The following is an 18,226-nucleotide window of genomic DNA, read 5'->3' as shown; positions in this document are numbered from 1 at the left end:
AGCAAAGCCCTTCTTGGCGTCTTGGCGGTGAGACGTTTTCTTTTTCTTCTGATCGCCACCGTCTCCCTGCTCGCCGCGCGACCCCAGCGGGTGGTGAGCCAGTCGGTCGGCACGGACGAGCTGCTGTTGGCCCTGGCGGATCCCGGCCAGATCGCCGCCCTGAGTCACATCGGCCGGGACGCGCGGTTCAGCGCGGCGGCCAGCGAGGCCCAGCGGTTCCCGGCCCTCAAGGACAGCGACGCGGAAAGCGTGCTCCGCTTCCGGCCCGACCTGGTGCTGGCCGCCAGCTTCACCCGCCCTGAGACCCTGGCCCTGCTCCGGCGGGCCGGGGTCCGGCTGGTGGTGCTGGACCGCTTCGACACGCTGGAAGATGTCTACGCCAGCATCAGGATCCTGGGTCGCGAACTGGGCCAGGAGGCCCGCGCCGAGGCCCTCATCGCCCAGTGCCGCGGCCGGGTGCAGGCCCTCGCGGGACGCCTCAGGGGCGTCCGTCCCGTCCGCGTCCTCACCGCCGGGGCCTATCCCTTCACCGCCGGCTCCGGCACGACCTTCCAGGACCTCTGCGACCACGCCGGGGCCATCAACGTGGCCGCCGAGGCCGGGCTCAAGGGCCACGCGCCCACGCCTTCGGAAAGGCTGCTCACCTGGAACGCCGAGGTGCTGGTGATCTCCGGGGACCGGGCCGACGCATCAGATACGCGCGCCCGCCTGGCGGAGATCCCCCACTACCGCGTCCTGCCCGCCTTCAAGGCCGGCCGCTTCGTGGTTCTCCCCGGCGCCCTCATGTCCAGCGTCTCCCACCGCCGCATCGACGCCTACGAGATGTTGGCCAGGGGCCTCCATCCGGAACGCTTCCGGTGAGAACCCGCCTGGCCATCCCCATTCTCGTGACGCTGCTGGTCATGGCCTTCCTGGCCTCGCTGGCCTTCGGCGAGCTGCGGCTGTCCTTCTCGCAGGTCGTGGCCGCCCTGGGCGGCGGCAGCGATGACATCGCCCGGACGGTGGTACGCGACTTCCGCCTGCCCCGCGCCCTGGTGGGCATGGCGGCGGGCGCGGCCCTGGGCGCCAGTGGCGTCGTCATGCAGGCCTTCTTCCGCAACCCGCTCGCCAGCCCCGGCCTCCTGGGGGTGAGCAGCGGGGGCGCCCTGGGCGCCGTGGCGGTGCTGGCGCTGGGCCCCATGCTGGGTTTCGCCTCCGCCACGCTGTGGGCGCTGCCCGCGGCCTCGGTTCTGGGCGCCTTCGGTGCGACGGGTGCGGTGCTGATGCTCGCCCAGCGGGGCGCGGACACCGAGCGGCTCCTGCTCTCCGGCGTGGCTCTGAACGCTCTCCTGGGCGCGGGGACCAGCTTCCTGCTCACCACCACGGTGGGCCACTTCGAGGTGAACGCCCAGATCCTCTTCTGGCTCATGGGCGGCCTGGAGAGCCGCAGTTGGGAGCACGTCTGGATGGGCGTGCCGGCCATCCTTGCGGGCTGCCTCCTCCTGCTGCCCCTGGGGCGGGCCATGGACCTGCTGAGCCTGGGCGAGCACAGCGCCCAGAGCCTGGGCGTGGACGTGCGCCGCCTGCGCCGCCAGCTCATTGCCCTGTCCACGGTGCTCACGGCCCTGGCCACGGCCACGGCCGGCGTCATCGGCTTCGTGGGCCTGGTGGTGCCGCACATCCTCCGACTGGCCTTCGGTCCGGCGCACCGGCGCCTGCTTCCCCATTCCATGCTGGGCGGCGCGGCCTTCCTCCTGGCCTGCGATCTCGTTACCCGCACCTTCCCCATCGGCCTGCGCCTGGGCGTCGTCACGGCCCTGGTGGGCGGCCCCTTCTTCCTGTGGCTGCTGCGGAGGCCGCGGTGAGGCGAGTCCCCGGTCCACAGTCCTCAGTCTTCAGCCCGGACACGGAGGCGACGCCATGAGCACGCCCGCCCTCCATGCCGCTGGATTGTCCGTGCCGGGCCGGCTGGATGCCGTGTCGCTCGATCTCGGCCCCGGTGAACTGGTGGCGATGGTGGGGCCCAACGGGGCGGGCAAGTCCACGCTGATCCAGGCCCTGGCAGGATTGTTGCCGGCCCACGGAGCCATCCATTGGAATGGCCAATCGCTGTCGCACATCCCTGCCGCAGAGCGGGGCCGGCGCCTGGCCTGGGTGGGACAGGAGGCCCACTTCGAGTTCGCCTTCCCGGTGCGCGAGGTGGTGGCCCAGGGCCGCTACGCCTGGGGCGACGATCCCACGGGTGTGGCCGAGGCTCTGGCGGAACTGGACTTGACGTTCCTGGCGGACCGCCCGGCGACGCGTCTCTCTGGCGGCGAACGCCACCGAGTGGCCCTGGCCCGGGCCCTGGCCACCCAGGCGCCCATCCAGCTCTGGGACGAGCCTGTGGCTCAGCTGGACGTGCGGCACGCGCTGGAGGTCATGCGCCTGGCCCGACGCCGGGCGGACGGCGGCGGCACCGTCCTGGTGAGCCTCCACGACCTGCGCGCCGCCTATCGCTTCGATCGCGTGCTCGTCCTGGATCGGGGCCGCCTTGTGGGCAACGGCGGGCCCCACGAGGTCCTCACCGCCGACCTCATCCGCCAGGTCTTCCGCGTGGAGGCCACGTTCGTCGAGTCCCTGGTGCCTGAGCTGCCACAGGATTGAGCGGTCTATTCACCGCAGAAAACGCGGAGGGAAGAAGATCACCCTTCGCGTTCTTTGCGGTGAAAGGCTGTTTCAAGCTTTCGGCGCCTGCCGGGACAGCACCCACCCCAGCCCCACGGGCCCTGCCACGGTGGTGAGCAGGAGGGCGCCGATGATGCCGGCCTGGATGTCGGGGCTCAGCAGGGGGGTGCCATGCCACTGGAGCTGAGCGCCGGTGGCCACGAAGATGAGGCCCACCTCGCCGCGGGGGACCATGCCCCAGCCCACCACCGCCGCGCGGGTGCCCCGGCCTCCCGTGTAGCCCGCCACGTACTTCCCGACCACGCCGAGCAGGGCCAGCACGGCCGCGAAGCCCAGGGTCCTGGGTCGGAAGAGGGCCGTGGGATCCACCTTGGCCCCCATGAGCACGAAGAAGAGGGGGGAGAGCACCGTCACGAGGGGGTGGACCAGTTCCTCGAGGGAGTGCTTCTCCCGGTGCTCCAGGTCCACGATGTGGGCGGGCTCCAGGATGAGGCCCGCGGCGTAGGCGCCCACGATGGAGGCCAGGCCCGCCAGGCTGCCCAGCCAGGCCAGCAGGAAGGCGAAGCCGAGGCCCAGGGGCAGCAGCACCTGCTCGCCTCGGAACCGGCTGGCCAGGCGGAAGAGGCGCGGCGTCGCGACGCGACCCAGCGTGAGGGCCGCCGCGAGGAAGCCCAGGGCGAGGAGGAGGGTTCTCGCCAGCTCGGAACCCAGGGATCCGCCTGGTCCGCCCAGCCCGCCCGTGGCCGAGGCCCCCACGAGACCCGAGACCGCCACCAGCACCAGCAGGCCCAGCACGTCATCCACCACAGCGGCGCCCACGATGATGCGGCCTTCCACGGAATCCGCCGCACCCTTCTCCCGCAGAACCTGGGCGGAGATGCCGATGCTGGTGGCGCAGAGGCAGGCACCGATGAAGAGGTCGAGCACGAAGGGCGAGCCCGCGGGCAGCAGGAGCCAGGCCCCCGCCAGGCCCGCGGCCATGGGCGCGACCACGCCGATGGAGGCCACCCGCAGCGAGGCCGCGCCCACCTTCATCATCTGCGGCACGGTGGATTCCAGCCCCACGGCGAACATGAGCACCACCACGCCGAGGCCCCCCAGCAGCTCGGCGGCCGGGGAGGCCGCCACCTCCGGCACCAGGGGCCAGGCCCGGTGGAGGGCCGTGAGGGCCAGCCCCACGGCCAGCTCGCCGGTGACCGCGGGCAGCTTCAGGCGCACGGCCAGCTCCCCACCCACCTTGGCGGAGAGCCACAGCAGCGCCAGCAGCATCAGGGTGCCGGCGAGGGGGTCGTGAACCAGGAAGGCCAGGGTCATCCGGTACCTCGGGAAATGGTGTGACCCGAGGATACCCCACGGTTCATGGACATTCCCGCTCAGCCGGAGCCACAACGGGCCACCACCAGCGGATGGGCACCCTCAGCTCTCTGCCGTACCGGTTCCCTCGCCCTGCTTCAGCCAGGGCAGGTGGTGGACATGGATGCGGCCCTCGAAGGTTACGTGAAGCCCGTCGCGCGCGGCGTCCTGGTGGTTCAGCACGGAGCCCCGCGCCCGGGTCTGGTCCAGCACGGCCAAGTCGATGTCCCCCACCAGCACCATCTCGGAGTTCGGGGCGGCCTCGGTGGCGATGCCATCCATGGGGAAGTGGTAGTCGGAGGGCGTGTAGACGCCGCTCTGGGCGTACTGCGCCGTGAGATCCGTGATGAGGGGCAGGCTGCCCACCATACCGGCAGTCACCACGTAGATCTGGTTCTCCACGGCCCGGGCCCGGGCGCAGGTGGTGACGCGGCTGTAGCCCCGCCGGTCGTCCGTGAGATAGGGCACCACCAGCAGCTGGACCTCCTGCTCCGCCTGGATCCGCGCCACCTCGGGAAACTGCACGTCGTAGCAGATGGACACGCCCATCCGGCCGAAGTCCGTGTCGATGATGTGGATCTCCTGGCCCGGCTCAAAGCGCCAGACGTTCCGCTCCGTGGGGGTGAGGTGAAGCTTGGGCTGGTGGACCGGCCCGTGGCCCGGCACGAAGATGGAGGCCACGTTCTGCAGCTTCCCGTCCACGAAGCGGGGATGGGTGCCCGCCACGATGATGCGGTCGTACTTCCGCGAGAGGTGGAGGAACAGTCCCTCGTAGTCGACCGTGAACCGCTCCGCCAGCTCCCGCATGGCCTCCGGCGGCGGGAAGCCGGGCCGCAGACAGCTCAGCAGCTGGACCGCCAGCAGTTCGGGAAACACGATGACATCGGCGTCGTAGTCGTCGCCCACATCCACGTAGTTCTCCACCTGGGTGGCGAAGGCGGCAAAGTCGGCCACGGGGCGCAGGGCGTACTGGATGCCGCAGACCCGCACGGGACGGGACAGGAATGGGGTGGGAGCCTTGAATCGCATGCCGTCGCCTCCTCAGAGTTCCATGACGATGAGAGCCGCGTGGCCCAGGGTCTCCGGGTCCGGAGCGTAGTCCCGGAGCACGCCGCGGACCTGGAACCCCACACGGAGCTGCTTGGACAGGGTGGAGTCGAAGATCCGGCCGGCCACCACGGCCTCCACATAGGCCTCGAGGCTCATCCTGTGGGCCTCGAGGTGGTAGCCAGGGATGCGGGCCCCGGCCACGAAGGCGCGGCAGCCCAGGCGCCGGCCCAGTTCGATGCGGCCCTGGTAGAGGAGCCGCCCGATGCCCTGGTCCTGCCAGGCCGGATCCACGGCGATGTTCACGCCGTAGAGGGCGTCTCCTCCGGGATCGTGGGTGGAAAGGCTGCCGCGCCCGGTGATCTCGGACCAGGAGTGGGGGGCCAGCGCCGCGGCCATCGGCACTCGCTCGGCGGTGGCCGTCCCCACGATCCTCCCCCCGGCCTCCACCACCATCTGGCCTTCTGGGAACCGTTCGATGTGGCGCATGAGGTTCTCTGCGGACCATACCGCCTCGGGGCCGTGGGGTGGGGGATAAACCCGGGTCATCAAGGCCTGGATCCCCGGTATGTCTCCCGGGGTCCGAAGGCGCATTACGGGGGTGGATGGGCAACGGTCGTCCATGGCGCTCCCGGAAATGGCTCTTCAGGTTAACCCACCCCGCCAGCCAGGCCGTTCGGGCTAGCCTGAGGCATGCCCTGGATCGATGCTGCCGCCTGGACCGCCACCACCCTGCTTCTCGCGGGGCTGGTCCTCCTGCGCCGGCACTGGGCCCGGCTGCCCGCCCTGACCCCGGATCCCGCCCTGCCTGCGGACCCGCCCTCCGTGTGCCTCTGCATCCCCGTCCGGAACGAGGCCCTCGAGCTGCCGGCCGCCATCGACTCCTGGCTGGCGCAGGACTACCCGGCCCTGCGAATCGTCGTGGTGGATGACGGCTCCACGGACGGCAGCACCGAGATCCTCCAGGGCCGCGAAGCCGGCCGGCCGGACCGTCTCCGGGTCGTTCGGAACGACAGCCTGCCCGCCGGCTGGCTGGGGAAGAACCACGCCCTGGACCTGGCCGCCCGCCAACCCGAAGCCCAGGGCGCCGCATGGCTGCTCTTCGCGGACGGGGACGTGCAGGCTTCGCCGGATCTCCTCCGGCGGGCCGTGGCCTTCGCCCTGGCCCAGCCCACGGACATCCTGGCCCTCATCCCCGGGGTGGACGCGGTCGACCCGGCGGAGCGGGTGGTGCTGCCCCTGGCGGCTTCGGCCTTCCAGCTGCTGGTGCCCCCCCACCAGGTGCCGAACCCCCGCCATCCCGCCTTCTGCGGCGTGGGCGGCTTCACCCTGGTGAGGCGGGAGGCCTACGAGGCCGCCGGCGGCCACGCGGCGGCTCCCCTGGAGGCCATCGACGACATGATGCTGGCCCGGCGGATGAAGCGGGCCGGCTTCGTGAACCGAGTGGCCCGGGGCGGCCCGGACCTGCACCTGCGGATGTACCACGGCCTGGGGGAGCTGGTGCGGGCCATGCGGAAGAACGCCGCCGCCCTGCCCGCCTGGGGCCTCCTGCCCCTGCTCCTCCCGCCCGTGGCCCTGGTGATGCTCGCCCCCCTCTGGCTGCCCTTCGCCGGCCACCCGGGCCTGGCCCTCTTCCTCTGGCTGCTGGTGCCGGCCCTGGCGGGGGACGTCCAGCAGCGCATGACCGGCCGGCCCATGGACCTGCTCTGGGCCCTCTGGCCCCTGGACGCCCTGGTCTTTACGGCCGGCACCGCCTGGGCCTTCGCGGACCGCCTCCGGGGGGTGAACCACTGGCGTGGGCGAGACGTCAAGCTGCGCTAGGCTGGTGGACCCGCCTCTCGCGGGCGGCCGAAAAGATTTTCTTGTTTTTTTCGCTTTTTGAATCCATCCTGGAAAGCACCCCTTCCGGAGGACCCCATGGCCGCAGCCGAACAAGATGACCGCCTGAAAGCCCTGTCCCGCACCGTGGCCGACATCGAGCGGGCCTTCGGCAAGGGTTCCATCATGAAGCTGGGCGACCGCATGAGCCCCGCCGAGGGCCTCGAGGTCATCAGCACCGGCTCCATCGCCCTGGACAGCGCCCTGGGCGTCGGCGGCGTGCCCAAGGGCCGCATCGTCGAAGTCTACGGGCCGGAAGCCAGCGGCAAGACCACCCTGGCGCTGCACATGGTGGCCCAGGCCCAGAAGAAGGGTGGCCTGGCCGCCTACATCGACGCCGAGCACGCCCTGGACCCCGAATACGCCAAGAAGCTGGGCGTGGACGTGGACAACCTCTTCATCAGCCAGCCGGACAGTGGCGAGCAGGCCCTGGAGATCTGCGACCAGCTCGTGCGCAGCGGCGCCCTGGACATCATCGTGGTGGACTCCGTGGCCGCCCTGGTGCCCAAGGCCGAGATCGACGGCGAGATGGGCGACAGCCACGTGGGCCTCCAGGCCCGCCTCATGAGCCAGGCCCTCCGCAAGATGACCGGCACCATCAGCAAGACCCGCAGCTGCGTGGTCTTCATCAACCAGATCCGCATGAAGATCGGCGTGATGTTCGGCAACCCCGAGACCACCACCGGCGGCAACGCGCTCAAGTTCTACGCCTCCGTGCGCCTGGACGTCCGCAGCATCCAGAGCATCAAGGGCAACACGGGCGATCCCCTGGTGGCCGCCAAGGACGAGGACTCCTCCGTGGTGGGCAAGAAGACCAAGGTGAAGGTCGTCAAGAACAAGGTCGCCCCGCCCCTCAAGGTCGCCACCTTCGACATCATGTATGGCGAGGGCATCAGCCGCACCAGCGAGCTGGTGGAGCTGGGCACCCAGCTGGAGATCATCCAGAAGAGCGGCTCCTGGTACAGCTACAAGGACAGCCGACTGGGCCAGGGCGCCGAGAACGTGAAGAAGCTCTTCACCGACAATCCCGAACTGGCAGACGAGGTGGAAGGCCTCATCCGCGAGCGCCTCGGCATGAAGAGCGCCGCCGTGGAAGTGTAAGCATCATCGACCTGCACGCCCTTGGAAGGGGTCGGCAGACGGCGGCGGTCCCCAAAGGCCGCCGCCGTTTTTGATTTGACCGAATGTGAAAGACGGGAACGCGAAGGGGAAAGGCAAGGACGCGAAGGCGCCTCCATTGCTCCGGTGCAGGATCTGGGCCTTCGGCCCCCCGGTCGCGCCCAGCCCACCAAAGGATGCCCAGGATGGCTCGAAGCTTCTTCGCGGTCTTCGCGCGTCCGCATGGCGTCTTAGCGCCCTTCGCGTTCCCAATCTTTCCGCTGGGCGGGTGAAGCTAGTCCTTGTCCTGCACGCCCAGGCCCGCCCCCCGCAGATGCTTCGGCAGGGGCGCCGCGCCCTGGGCGCTGAACGGGGCGCCGGCGGGGGCCACTGCCTTCGGCGCGGAGGGCCGGGGCCCCGGCTGGGCACCTGGCTGGGCACCTGGCTGGGCCCCAGGCTGGGCCTGGAGGGACTTCATCTGCTCGGCCGTGGCGAAGGGCTCCAGGCGGGCGATCTGCTCGGCGGTGGGGAAGCCTTCGTAGCGGACGCGCCGGGGCCCCCAGATGTCCACGGCAGTGCCGCGGACCTCGTGCATGCGGGGCAGGGATTGGCGCCAGTAGATCCCCAGCGGCTCGCCATCCGGGCCGGCGAAGCCAATGAGGTCGGCCTCGGGGAGCAGGGTCGGGGCCCCGCCGGTCCAGGTGGCCATGGTGAGCGGCTTGCCCTGGGCGGTCTTCAGCAGCAGGACCGGAGCCGGGCGCCCCAGCTCGGGATCCAGGTCCTTCTCCTGGTTCCGGAGGGCCTCCAGGAAGTCCATGTTCTTCAGCTCCCGCTGGGGGGCCGACATGGGATGGGGCTCCTGGAGCCGGGCGGTCACCAGCTTGTCGCCGATGCGCTCCAGCACTGCGAGCTGGAGGGGCGGAGCGCCGGCCTGGCTCCCGGCTTGGCTCTTGGCCTGGAGGGCCCGGCCCACTTCCTCCATGAGCTTGGGCAGGAGGATCTGGGGCGCCGCCAGCAGGGTGTCCGCCATGGGGATGGCCAGGAAGGGATGCTGGTCCTTGAAGAGGCCATGCCAGACCTCGGGCAGCAGCAGGCGGGCCGCGTCGGCCCCGTCGTGCCAGGGCGCCTGGTAGATGCCCGAGGGCAGCCGCACGAAGGCCCCCTCGCTGCGGTGACGCAGCTGGTCCAGGGCCAGATCCAGCACGTCCTCGGCGGGCTGGTCCCAGATCCGGAGCCAGGCGGCAGGCATCACCACCTCAGCCACCCGGATCCGAGTTGTCAGGCCATCGATGAAGGCGTGGCTCCAGCGGCCCTCGCGCTCGGCCCGCCAGGTGGGCACCAGCTCTGGCAGTAGGTGGTCCTGGGCATCGATCCACGGCTCCGGGAGGGGCAGGCCCAGCCGGTGGGTCTCCGCCACCGCATCCGCCCAGGCCTCACGCTCCTCCGCCCGGCGATGGGCCTCGAAGGTCGGCACAAGCGCCTCCAGTCCCGGCAGGGAGGCTGGCAGGCCCCGTGTCTCCAGCAGGGTGGCCAGCGACGGCAGGGGCGCCTCGTCGGCGCGGGAACGGAAGCGATCGAAAAAGCCCATATTCAGCGGTCCAATCAAACAGTCCATTCTGACGCATTAAATGAAATTATGCTTGGGGAATGGAGCCTCGCGACACCCTGGGCCGCCCCCTCAAGGCGCTGCGCATCTCGGTCACCGACCGCTGCAACTTCCGGTGCACCTACTGCATGCCCAAGGATGTCTTCGGGCCGGACTATCCCTTCCTGGCCCGGGAGGCCCTGCTCAGCTTCGAGGAGATCACCCGGCTGGCGCGGATCTTCATCCGCCTCGGCGTCACCAAGATCCGCCTCACGGGCGGTGAGCCCCTCATGCGCCGGGAGCTGCCGGTCCTGGTGCGCATGCTCTCGGCGCTGCCCGGCCTGGAGGATCTCGCTCTCACCAGCAACGGCGTGCTCCTGCCCGACCTAGCCCGCCCCCTGAAGGACGCCGGCCTGAACCGGATCACCGTCAGCCTCGACACCCTGCGCCCCGACCGCTTCCGGGCCATCAGCGACACGGACCTGCCCCTGGACCGTGTGCTGGCGGGCGTGGCGGCCGCCCGGGCCGCGGGCTTCGGCCCCGTCAAGCTGAACTGCGTGCTCAAGCGCGGCGTGAATGACGACGAGATCCTCGACCTGGCCGCCTTCGCCCGCGAGGAAGGCCACACCCTGCGCTTCATCGAGTTCATGGACGTGGGCACCACCAACGGCTGGCGGATGGAGGAAGTGGTGCCCGCCTCCCGGGTCCGGGCCCTGATCCATGCCCACTGGCCCCTGGAGCCCGTGGAGGCCGAGGGCGACGCCGTGGCCCGCACCTGGCGCTATGGCGACGGGAAAGGCGAGGTGGGACTCATCGCCTCCGTGACCCAGCCCTTCTGCGGGGGCTGCGACCGCGCCCGCCTCTCGGCGGAAGGCCGCCTTTATACCTGCCTCTTCGCCGGAGACGGTCTCGACCTGAAGGGGTTCCTCCGGAACGGGCATGACGATCCGGGCCTGACGGCCCTGCTGGGCTTCCACTGGAAGCGGCGGGGCGATCACTATTCAGAGATCCGTCACGCCGCCACGCCCGGTCTCCCCAAGGTGGAAATGTCCCGCATGGGGGGATGACACCCGGCCTGCGAACCGATCCCCGAGGCTCCCCATGCGCATCCGCCCCCCCTTCGCGATCCTCCTCCTGGCCGCGGGCCTCCTGGCGGCGCCTCCCGCGGCGGTCGTCCATGGGGGCGCCGGCAGCCCGCGCGCCCGCATGGACGGGACGGATCCGGCCGCGGCGAAGGCCCTGGCGACCCTGAAGGCCGGCGGCAGCGCCCTGGACGGTGCCCTGGCCGGCGTGGTGGTGCTGGAGGACGATCCCCGCTTCAACGCCGGCACCGGCGCCAACATCCGCCTGGACGGCAGGACCATCCAGATGGACGCCGCCTGCATGGATGGCGCCACCGGCGGCTACGGCGCCGTGGCCGCCATCGAGCGCGTGAGGAATCCCGTGCTGGTGGCCCGCAAGGTCATGGACACGCCCCACCTCCTCATCGTGGGCGAAGGCGCCACCCGCTTCGCCCGGGCCATGGGCTTTCCCGACTACGACCCCACCTGCGCCGAGAACAAGGCCCGCTTCCAGCGCGTGCAGGCCATCCTCAAGGGCTCGGACCCTCGCCAGATCGAGGCCTGGAAGCGCTACGACTGGAAGAAGGCCTGGAACTTCCCCACGCCGCTGAAAGAAGCGCTGGGACCCTCGGACACCGTGGGCTGCGTCACCCGCGACGCCAAGGGGAACTTCGCCGCCGCCATCAGCACCGGCGGCACCACCATCACCTTCTACGGTCGCGTGGGCGACGTGCCCATGTTCGGCGCGGGCATCTACGCGGGCCCCAAGGGCGCCGTGGCCTGCACCGGCAACGGCGAGGACATCATCAAGCACCTGGTGGCGAAAACCACCTACGACCTGCTGGCCCGGGGCCTCCCCGCCCAGGAGGCCGTGGACCGCGCCCTCAGGGCCTTCCCCCCCACCATCGACCTCGGCCTCGTCGCCGTCGGCCCCAGCACCACCGGCGGCGGCTGCAACTACAGCGCCGAGAAGAAGGCCTTCGTCACCGACTACCGCCGCCAGATGGCGTGGAGCGTGGCGCAGTAGCCTCACGCCCTTCGCATCATCTGCGCGATGAGGAAGGCCATCTCCAGGCTCTGGCTGCGGTTGAGGCGGGGGTCGCAGCCGCTCTTGTAGGCGCGCTCGAGGTCTGCCTCGACGAGGCCCTCGACGCCGCCGGTGCACTCGGTGACGGGCTCGCCGGTGAGCTCGAAGTGGACGGCGCGCAGCTTCGAGCCGTGGGCGCGGTGGAGGTCGGCCACCTCCCGCAGCTCCTGGAGGATGTCGCCGAAGTCCCTCGTCTTGAGCCCTCCTTTGGTCGTGCGCCCGTTGCCGTGCATGGGATCGCAACTCCACAGCACGGGATGACCCTCGGCGCGCGCGGCCTCGATGAGGCCCGGCAGCACGCGGCCCGCCTTCCCTGCCCCGAAGCGGGTGATGAGCGTGAGCCGTCCCGGCTGGCGCTCCGGATCCAGCTTGGACAGCACCTGTCGCAGCTGGTCCGGCGTCATGGCGGCGCCGACCTTCAGGCCGATGGGATTGGCCAGGCCCCGGATGTACTCCAGGTGGGCGCCGTCCATCTGGCGGGTGCGCTCGCCGATCCAGAGGAAGTGGGCGCCCAGGTTGTAGTGGGCCCCCTTCTCGGGCACCCAGCGCGTGAGGGCCGTCTCGAAGGGCAGGTGCAGGGCCTCGTGGCTGGTGAACAGCTCGCCGGTGCGCAGGTGCTCGGGCAGGCCGCCCAGGCACCTCACGAAGTCGAGGGAGGCCCGCACCTGCTCCAGCGTCTCCAGGTAGTGGCCCGCGTCCTCGCGGCTCCAGGGAAGGTCCCAGTGCTCGGGGTTGTGCAGGTCCGCGAAGCCGCCGTCCACCAGGGCCCGCAGGTGATTGAGGGTGGCCGCGGCGCGGTGGTAGGCCTCCAGGAGTCGCCGGGGATCGGCCTCGCGCTGGGCCGGATCGAGCCCATTGATGAGGTCCCCGCGGTAGACGGGCACGCGATGACCGTCCACCAGCTCCGTGTCCCCGCTTCTGGGCTTGGCGTACTGGCCCGCGATGCGGCCCAGGTGGACCACGCCCGTGCGGCCGCCGTGGGTGATGAGCACGGACATCTGGAGCAGGACGCGCAGCTTGTCCTGGATGATCGGCCCACGGCAGTCCGCGAAGGCCTCGGCGCAGTCGCCCCCCTGGAGGAGGAAGCGCTTTCCCGCGGCGGCCTCGGCGATGAGGCTCCGGAGGTGGTCCACCTCCTCGGCCACCACCAGGGGCGGCAGCTCCCGCAGCTCCGCCAGGGCCGCCTCCACCCCCGCGGCGTCGCGGTAGTGCGGCTGCTGGGCCGCGGGCAGGCCGCGCCAGGAATCGGGGGTCCAGGTCCGGCCAGTCATCGCGCCACCTCCAGCGCCCGGGGATAGCTGCCCAGGACCTTCAGCGAGGCGCAGACGCCCCGCAGCTCCTCCAGGGCCTCCGCCAGCGCCGGATCCGCCGCGTGGCCCTCGACATCAAGGAAGAAGACGTATTCCCAGAGTTTGCGCCGGGTGGGCCGGCTCTGGATGCGGCTGAGGTTCAGGCCCCGGCGGGCCAGAGGTTCCAGCAGGCGCAGCAGGGCGCCGGGGCCGTCCTGGGCCATGGCCAGCAGGGTGGTGCGGTCGCGGCCCGTGGGCTCGGCGGACCTGGGCCCCAGCACCAGGAAGCGGGTGGCGTTGGCGGCCAGGTCCTGGATCTTCGTCTCAGCCACGCGCAGGCCGAAGAGGTCCGCGGCCAGCTCCGAGGCCACGGCCGCGCCCTCGGCGTCCTCCCGGGCCAGGCGGGCGGCTTCCGACGTGGACGGCGCCTCGATGCGGTCCGCCCCCGGGAGGTGCGCCTCCAGCCAGCGGCGGCACTGGCCCAGGGCCTGGGGATGGGAGTAGACCCGCCGCACGCCGCCGACCTCGAGTTCCGGCCGCATCAGCAGGGCCTGGTCCACGGGCAGGAGGATCTCCGCGCAGATGGCCAGGGAACTGTCGAGAAAGGCGTCGAGCGTGGAGTCCACAGCGCCCTCGGTGGCGTTCTCCACGGGCACCACGCCGTAGTCGGCGCGCTGGCGCTCCACGGCCTGGAACACGGCCTGGATGGTGCCTTGCGGCAGGGCCTGGCCAGAGCCGCCGAACTGGTGGCGCGCCGCCAGGTGGGTGAAGGTGCCCTCGGGGCCCAGGAAGGCCACCCGCAGCGGCTTCTCCAGGCTGAGGCAGGCGCTCATGATCTCCTGGAAGACCGTGCGCACGGCCGGGGCGGGGAAGGGTCCGGCGCTCGCGGCCTCCAGGCGGGCCAGCACCTCCCGCTCCCGGGCGGGCGCATGGAAGAGGGCGTCGGGCGCGGCCGCGGCCTTGAGGCGGCCCACCTCCGCGGCCAGGGTCGCCCGGCGGTTCAGCAGGGCCAGCACCTGGTCGTCCACCGCGTCGATGGCTTGGCGGAGGCCGGGGAGGGACGGGATCTCGGTCATGGGGTTCTCCTGGAATGCGAAAACCCCCGAGCCTGGCGGTCTCGGGGGCGATGGTTCGAAGCGGTTCCGGTTCTAGACGCCGCCTACCCTCGCACCCGGGGTGCGAAAGCTAAAGAAGAAGGCGCGGGCGGCGGTCATCACGGTCTAGACACCTTGCCGGAAAAGCCCTTGGCCTGCAAGGAGATTCCATGGAACGCGAAGGGCGCGAATGAAGGCGCGAAGACCGCGAACAGATGCTCTGTCCATTAAGAACTCCCTTCCTGCCTTCGCGCTTTTCTTAGCGCCCTTCGCGTTCCGTCTTTGGTTTTCAGGCCCCGAGCTGGGCCAAGGCCTCCGCCAGGCAGGCGGCCCACACGTCGTCGGGGGTCTCGTCCAGGAAGAACTCCACGGCATGGCCGGCGGGCCGGGCCTCGGGGTGCTGCGACCAGGCCTCGAAGAGGGCGTCCAGCGGTGCGGCGTCCAGGGCGTTGCGGCGGAGCTTGTGGGATTTCCGCGTACGGTCGGGATCGGGCCCGCGCAGGCAGACGCCCTCGCGGCGGGTGGCCACGAAGGTGAAGGCCTGGACCCACTTGCCGTCCATGAGCTGGTTGAAGTGGAAGAAGGCCCCGTGGTGGCTGCGGGAGTAGTCGAAGACCCGGTGCTTCCCCCGCCACTTGGCCACCCAGAGGGTGAGGATGGCGGCCAGCCGGGCCCGCTCCGAGGCATGCTTCAGGCAGCTCTGGGCGTAGGGCAGGAATTCGTCGAGCTGGTCCACAGGGAGGCCTCCGGGGCCTCCACCCTACCGCAGGCCCGGCCTCTCCCGGGGCGCCATTCCATGCGGCATGCCGCGGCTGCACGTCCCTCTGGGGATGGGGGCTGAGAAACAGAATCGATTCAGAGTCTCGATCCCATCGCATCCCCCCAGCCGCTCCACGGCCGCTCCACAACCGGGACCAGGCGGAGATCCCAAAGGACACCGCTGTTCCGCCGCCTGGGGGTGTTCTCCCGAAGCCCTTCCGGATCCGCCAGTTGCTGACCCGAGGTCAGGGGCCGCCTGGTGGAGAGGGCCGGATATTAACAACCAGATAATCCATACAGAATGCTTGATACTCTAGCTAAGTCCTTATGATTCCAGGCCCCTGTGGCATGAGTCACAAGTGTCCCCGATTAGGTTTTTAGACACAGAATTCCCCGGGCGGTCATCGCATGCTGAACGGATCTGGAGGCTTCCATGTCCGACACGGCCCGCCCGCTCATCACCGCCGAGAACCTGCCCGCGCCGCACTGGCATGCCACCCACCAGGAAGCCCAGAAGCAGCTGACTGACATGGCCAAGGCCATCGGGGCCGGCGACTGGAAGCGCGTGGACCTCGGGGCCCGGTGGGTCTATGAGGAGCTCAAGCCCCACAACGAGGCCGAGGAGCGCGAGCTGCTGCCCCTGCTGGAGGAGCTCGGGGCCGAGGCCCTGGTGCAGCGCATCCAGGACGAGCACCGCCAGATGTGGGACCTGACCCTCCAGCTGCTGTCCGAGATCAACGACGGCCAGGTCCGGGCGCCCCAGGCCCTCACGCTGCAGGGGCAGCGGCTCGTGGACCTCGTCCGCGACCACATCGAGATGGAAGAGCGGCTCATGCTGCCCCTCCTCAAGGGCAGGTCCATGTACTGGTCCGATGAGGAGACCCAGGACGGCTACCTCATCCTCGAGAAGAAGCTCATCGCGCCCGAGACCTGGTCCTTCATCGTGCAGGCCCCCCAGGTGGCCCGCGGCCGGAAGCCGGGCCAGTTCTTCATGGTCGCCCCCTTCCCCGAAAGCGAGCGCATCCCCCTCACCCTGGCCGGCGGCGACGCGAAGAAGGGCTACATCCACTTCATCATGCAGGAGGTGGGCGCCACCACGAAGGCCATGGGCAGGCTCAGCGCCGGCGATCGCCTCTTCGCCGTGGCCGGCCCCATGGGCACCCCGACGGAGCTGGTGGAGGAAGGCACCATCGTGCTGATGGCGGGCGGCTACGGCTCCGCCGCCATCCTGCCCGCCGCCGAGGAGCTCCATGTCCAGGGCCGCCGGGTCATCACCATCCTGGGCGGCCGCAGCAAGGAGCGCGTGCTGCTGGCCGACGAGCTGGGCGCCGCCTCCGCGGAGCTCATCGTCACCACCGACGACGGCACCCTGGGGCGCCAGGGGCTGGTGACCGACGCCCTCAAGGACATCATCGCCCGGGAGAAGGTCGCCCAGGTGGTCGCCGTGGGCCCCCTGCCCATGATGCGGGCCGTTTCGGACCTGACGAAGCCCCACGGCATCTTCACGCTCGTGAGCCTCAACGCCCTCATGGTGGACGGCACGGGCATGTGCGGTGGCTGCCGCGTGAGCGTGGGCGGCCAGACCAAGTTCGCCTGCTTCGACGGTCCCGACTTCGACGGCCACCAGGTGGACTTCAACATGCTCCGCATGCGCCAGGACTGGTACAAGTCGGAGGAGCACGACGCCTGCGATCCCTCCGAGTGCAAGATCGGCCGCGTGGCCGCCACCGGACCCGTGGACTACTCCAAGTACCTGAACGAGCCCGTGACCGAGCTGGACTGGCAGAACCTGGACCTGAACACCATCAAGCCCAGCCAGAAGATGAAGATCCCCCGCCAGGAGATGGCCTGCCAGCCGCCGGAGCTGCGCGTGTGCAACTTCGACGAGGTGAGCCTGGGCCTCTCGCCCGAACAGGCCCGGCTCGAGGCCGCCCGCTGCATCCAGTGCAAGCACCCCGCCTGCATCGAGGGCTGCCCGGTCAACATCAACATCCCCGCCTTCCTCATGGAGATCGTCCACGAGGATCCCCAGGGCGCCGCCCGCATCATCAAGGAGAGCTCCTCGCTGGGTTCCGTCTGCGGCCGCGTCTGCCCGCAGGAGAAGCAGTGCGAGATCAAGTGCGTGGTGGGCATCAAGGGCCTGCCCGTCTCCATCGGCCGCCTGGAGCGCTACGCCTCCGACTCCATGCTGGGCTCGGATGAGCTGCCCCCGGTCGAGGCTCCCACGGGCAAGAAGGTGGCCGTCATCGGCGCGGGCCCCGCGGGTCTCACGGTCGCCGGCGAGCTCATCAAGAAGGGCCACCAGGTCACGGTCTACGACGCCCTCCACAAGCCGGGCGGCGTGATGCTCTACGGCATCCCCGAGTTCCGCCTGCCCAACAAGATCGTGGACCAGGAAGTGGGGACCCTCCGCCGCCTGGGCGTGAAGTTCATCATGAACACCCTCGTCGGCCGCAGCATGACCCTCGATGACCTGCGCAGGGACCACGACGCCATCTTCATGGGCACCGGCGCCGGCCTGCCCAAGATGATGGGCATCCCCGGCGAGGAGTACAAGGGCGTCTACACCGCCAACGAGTTCCTCACCCGCATCAACCTCATGCGGGCGGACCTCTTCCCCGAGTACGGCACGCCGGTGACCGTCGGCAAGAACGTCATCATCGTGGGCGCGGGCAACACGGCCATGGACGCCTCCCGCGCGGCCCGCCGCATGGGCGCCGAGAAGGTCACGGTGGTCTACCGCCGCACGGTGAAGGAATCCACCGCCCGCAAGGAGGAGCTGGAGCACGCGCAGGAGGAGGGCGTCGAGTTCAAGTTCCTCTGCACGCCCGTGCAGCTCCACGGCAACGACAAGGGCTGGATGACCCATGCCGAGTGCGCGGTCATGGAGCTGGGCGAGCCCGGCCCCGACGGCCGCCGCAGCCCCAGGATGACCGACGAGCGCATCATGATCCCCTGCGACACCCTGGTGGTCGCCCTGGGCTTCGATGTGAACCCCCTCATTGCCCAGACCGACAAGGGCCTCAAGACCCTCAAGGGCGGGGTTGTTGTCGTTGACAACGAAACCGGCGAGACTTCCCTGCCCGGCGTGTTCGCGGGCGGTGACGTCATCACGGGCGGCGCCACGGTCATCCTGGCCATGGGCCAGGGCCGCCGGGCCGCCGCGGCCATGCACCGCCGGCTCATGGGGGAGCCCCAGGCTGCGGTCTGACCACTGGACCATCTTGTGATGAATATTGACCGATCCATCAGATATGATGGGCCTGCCTTGTTGCCCGTCCTGATTCTGGATTGCCTGTCCTGAAACCTATCCCCGGAAGCGCCCCGAA

General features: G+C 70.3%; 15 protein-coding genes. 8 read left to right on the top strand and 7 right to left on the bottom strand.

The annotated features are described in order from the left end of the window. Positions 1-27 precede the first annotated feature (27 nt). From ML539_RS09740 to ML539_RS09730, 3 genes are read left to right on the top strand one after another with little or no spacing between them, the layout of a single operon-like run. Positions 28-861, top strand: coding sequence for an ABC transporter substrate-binding protein (locus tag ML539_RS09740; RefSeq protein WP_243322930.1), 834 nt, complete (start codon positions 28-30; stop codon positions 859-861). Next, a complete protein-coding gene (locus tag ML539_RS09735; protein WP_243322927.1) occupies positions 858-1,844 on the top strand; it encodes an iron ABC transporter permease in 987 nt (328 codons plus the stop codon). Before ML539_RS09740 ends, ML539_RS09735 begins: the two co-directional genes overlap by 4 nt. 55 nt (positions 1,845-1,899) lie before the next feature. Continuing rightward, the gene (locus tag ML539_RS09730) at positions 1,900-2,625 is read left to right on the top strand and encodes an ABC transporter ATP-binding protein (RefSeq protein WP_243322925.1); all 726 of its coding nucleotides are present in this window, start codon (positions 1,900-1,902) and stop codon (positions 2,623-2,625) included. A 72-nt stretch (positions 2,626-2,697) separates the two neighbouring features. Here ML539_RS09730 and ML539_RS09725 read toward each other — a convergent pair whose 3' ends face one another. The 3 genes from ML539_RS09725 to ML539_RS09715 all read right to left on the bottom strand — a co-directional run bounded on the left by ML539_RS09725 (position 2,698) and on the right by ML539_RS09715 (position 5,595). Continuing rightward, complete coding sequence (locus tag ML539_RS09725) at positions 2,698-3,960, bottom strand: cation:proton antiporter (protein WP_243322923.1); 1,263 nt, start codon at positions 3,958-3,960, stop codon at positions 2,698-2,700. A 102-nt stretch (positions 3,961-4,062) separates the two neighbouring features. Next, positions 4,063-5,028: a carbon-nitrogen hydrolase family protein gene (locus ML539_RS09720; protein WP_243317740.1), complete on the bottom strand. Its 966-nt coding sequence runs from the start codon at positions 5,026-5,028 to the stop codon at positions 4,063-4,065. Positions 5,029-5,040: 12 nt separating this feature from the next. Further along, positions 5,041-5,595 (bottom strand): GNAT family N-acetyltransferase, encoded by a 555-nt coding sequence (locus ML539_RS09715; protein ID WP_279341608.1) that lies wholly within the window; start codon positions 5,593-5,595, stop codon positions 5,041-5,043. A 144-nt stretch (positions 5,596-5,739) separates the two neighbouring features. On the opposite strand from ML539_RS09715, the gene ML539_RS09710 reads away from it, so the two are divergent. Then, complete coding sequence (locus ML539_RS09710; RefSeq protein ID WP_243322913.1) at positions 5,740-6,867, top strand: glycosyltransferase family 2 protein; 1,128 nt, start codon at positions 5,740-5,742, stop codon at positions 6,865-6,867. Positions 6,868-6,963: 96 nt separating this feature from the next. Continuing rightward, positions 6,964-8,025, top strand: coding sequence for a recombinase RecA (gene recA / locus ML539_RS09705; RefSeq protein WP_243322905.1), 1,062 nt, complete (start codon positions 6,964-6,966; stop codon positions 8,023-8,025). A 292-nt stretch (positions 8,026-8,317) separates the two neighbouring features. On the opposite strand, the gene ML539_RS09700 is transcribed toward recA, so the two are convergent. Continuing rightward, complete coding sequence (locus tag ML539_RS09700; RefSeq protein ID WP_243322886.1) at positions 8,318-9,610, bottom strand: hypothetical protein; 1,293 nt, start codon at positions 9,608-9,610, stop codon at positions 8,318-8,320. Between the two features lie 59 nt (positions 9,611-9,669). Here ML539_RS09700 and moaA point away from each other — a divergent pair, with 59 nt between their 5' ends. Both moaA and ML539_RS09690 read left to right on the top strand, forming a co-directional pair. After that, on the top strand, positions 9,670-10,674 hold the full coding sequence (gene moaA / locus ML539_RS09695; protein ID WP_243322884.1) for a GTP 3',8-cyclase MoaA: 1,005 nt from the start codon (positions 9,670-9,672) through the stop codon (positions 10,672-10,674). A 34-nt stretch (positions 10,675-10,708) separates the two neighbouring features. Further along, a complete protein-coding gene (locus ML539_RS09690; RefSeq protein WP_243322875.1) occupies positions 10,709-11,695 on the top strand; it encodes an isoaspartyl peptidase/L-asparaginase in 987 nt (328 codons plus the stop codon). 2 nt (positions 11,696-11,697) lie between these two features. Here ML539_RS09690 and ML539_RS09685 read toward each other — a convergent pair whose 3' ends face one another. The 3 genes from ML539_RS09685 to ML539_RS09675 form a co-directional block, all read right to left on the bottom strand. Beyond that, a complete protein-coding gene (locus ML539_RS09685) occupies positions 11,698-13,026 on the bottom strand; it encodes a 3-deoxy-7-phosphoheptulonate synthase class II (protein WP_243322873.1) in 1,329 nt (442 codons plus the stop codon). Continuing rightward, complete coding sequence (gene pheA, locus ML539_RS09680; protein ID WP_243322870.1) at positions 13,023-14,120, bottom strand: prephenate dehydratase; 1,098 nt, start codon at positions 14,118-14,120, stop codon at positions 13,023-13,025. Before pheA ends, ML539_RS09685 begins: the two co-directional genes overlap by 4 nt. A 307-nt stretch (positions 14,121-14,427) precedes the next feature. Beyond that, positions 14,428-14,874, bottom strand: a complete 447-nt coding sequence (locus ML539_RS09675) for a hypothetical protein (protein ID WP_243322862.1) — start codon at positions 14,872-14,874, stop codon at positions 14,428-14,430. Positions 14,875-15,330: 456 nt separating this feature from the next. Between ML539_RS09675 and gltA the strand changes: the two genes are divergently transcribed. Continuing rightward, a complete protein-coding gene (gltA, locus tag ML539_RS09670) occupies positions 15,331-18,108 on the top strand; it encodes an NADPH-dependent glutamate synthase (RefSeq protein WP_243322860.1) in 2,778 nt (925 codons plus the stop codon). The last annotated feature ends 118 nt before the right edge of the window (positions 18,109-18,226 follow it).

This window comes from Geothrix sp. SG200 (genome assembly GCF_022808935.1).
GTDB lineage: Bacteria > Acidobacteriota > Holophagae > Holophagales > Holophagaceae > Geothrix > Geothrix alkalitolerans.
Note: the sequence above shows the minus strand (reverse complement) of the source record. Positions and strands in the feature narration are given on the sequence as shown.

Excerpts from the sequence above, each read along its gene's own strand:
- ML539_RS09725 (WP_243322923.1), bottom strand. The coding sequence starts at position 3,960 with ATGACCCTGGCCTTCCTGGTTCACGACCCCCTCGCCGGCACCCTGATG.
- ML539_RS09685 (WP_243322873.1), bottom strand. The coding sequence starts at position 13,026 with ATGACTGGCCGGACCTGGACCCCCGATTCCTGGCGCGGCCTGCCCGCG.
- gltA (WP_243322860.1), top strand. The coding sequence starts at position 15,331 with ATGTCCGACACGGCCCGCCCGCTCATCACCGCCGAGAACCTGCCCGCG.
- ML539_RS09715 (WP_279341608.1), bottom strand. The coding sequence starts at position 5,595 with ATGACCCGGGTTTATCCCCCACCCCACGGCCCCGAGGCGGTATGGTCC.
- moaA (WP_243322884.1), top strand. The coding sequence starts at position 9,670 with ATGGAGCCTCGCGACACCCTGGGCCGCCCCCTCAAGGCGCTGCGCATC.
- ML539_RS09710 (WP_243322913.1), top strand. The coding sequence starts at position 5,740 with ATGCCCTGGATCGATGCTGCCGCCTGGACCGCCACCACCCTGCTTCTC.
- ML539_RS09730 (WP_243322925.1), top strand. The coding sequence starts at position 1,900 with ATGAGCACGCCCGCCCTCCATGCCGCTGGATTGTCCGTGCCGGGCCGG.
- ML539_RS09720 (WP_243317740.1), bottom strand. The coding sequence starts at position 5,028 with ATGCGATTCAAGGCTCCCACCCCATTCCTGTCCCGTCCCGTGCGGGTC.
- recA (WP_243322905.1), top strand. The coding sequence starts at position 6,964 with ATGGCCGCAGCCGAACAAGATGACCGCCTGAAAGCCCTGTCCCGCACC.
- pheA (WP_243322870.1), bottom strand. The coding sequence starts at position 14,120 with ATGACCGAGATCCCGTCCCTCCCCGGCCTCCGCCAAGCCATCGACGCG.
- ML539_RS09690 (WP_243322875.1), top strand. The coding sequence starts at position 10,709 with ATGCGCATCCGCCCCCCCTTCGCGATCCTCCTCCTGGCCGCGGGCCTC.
- ML539_RS09700 (WP_243322886.1), bottom strand. The coding sequence starts at position 9,610 with ATGGGCTTTTTCGATCGCTTCCGTTCCCGCGCCGACGAGGCGCCCCTG.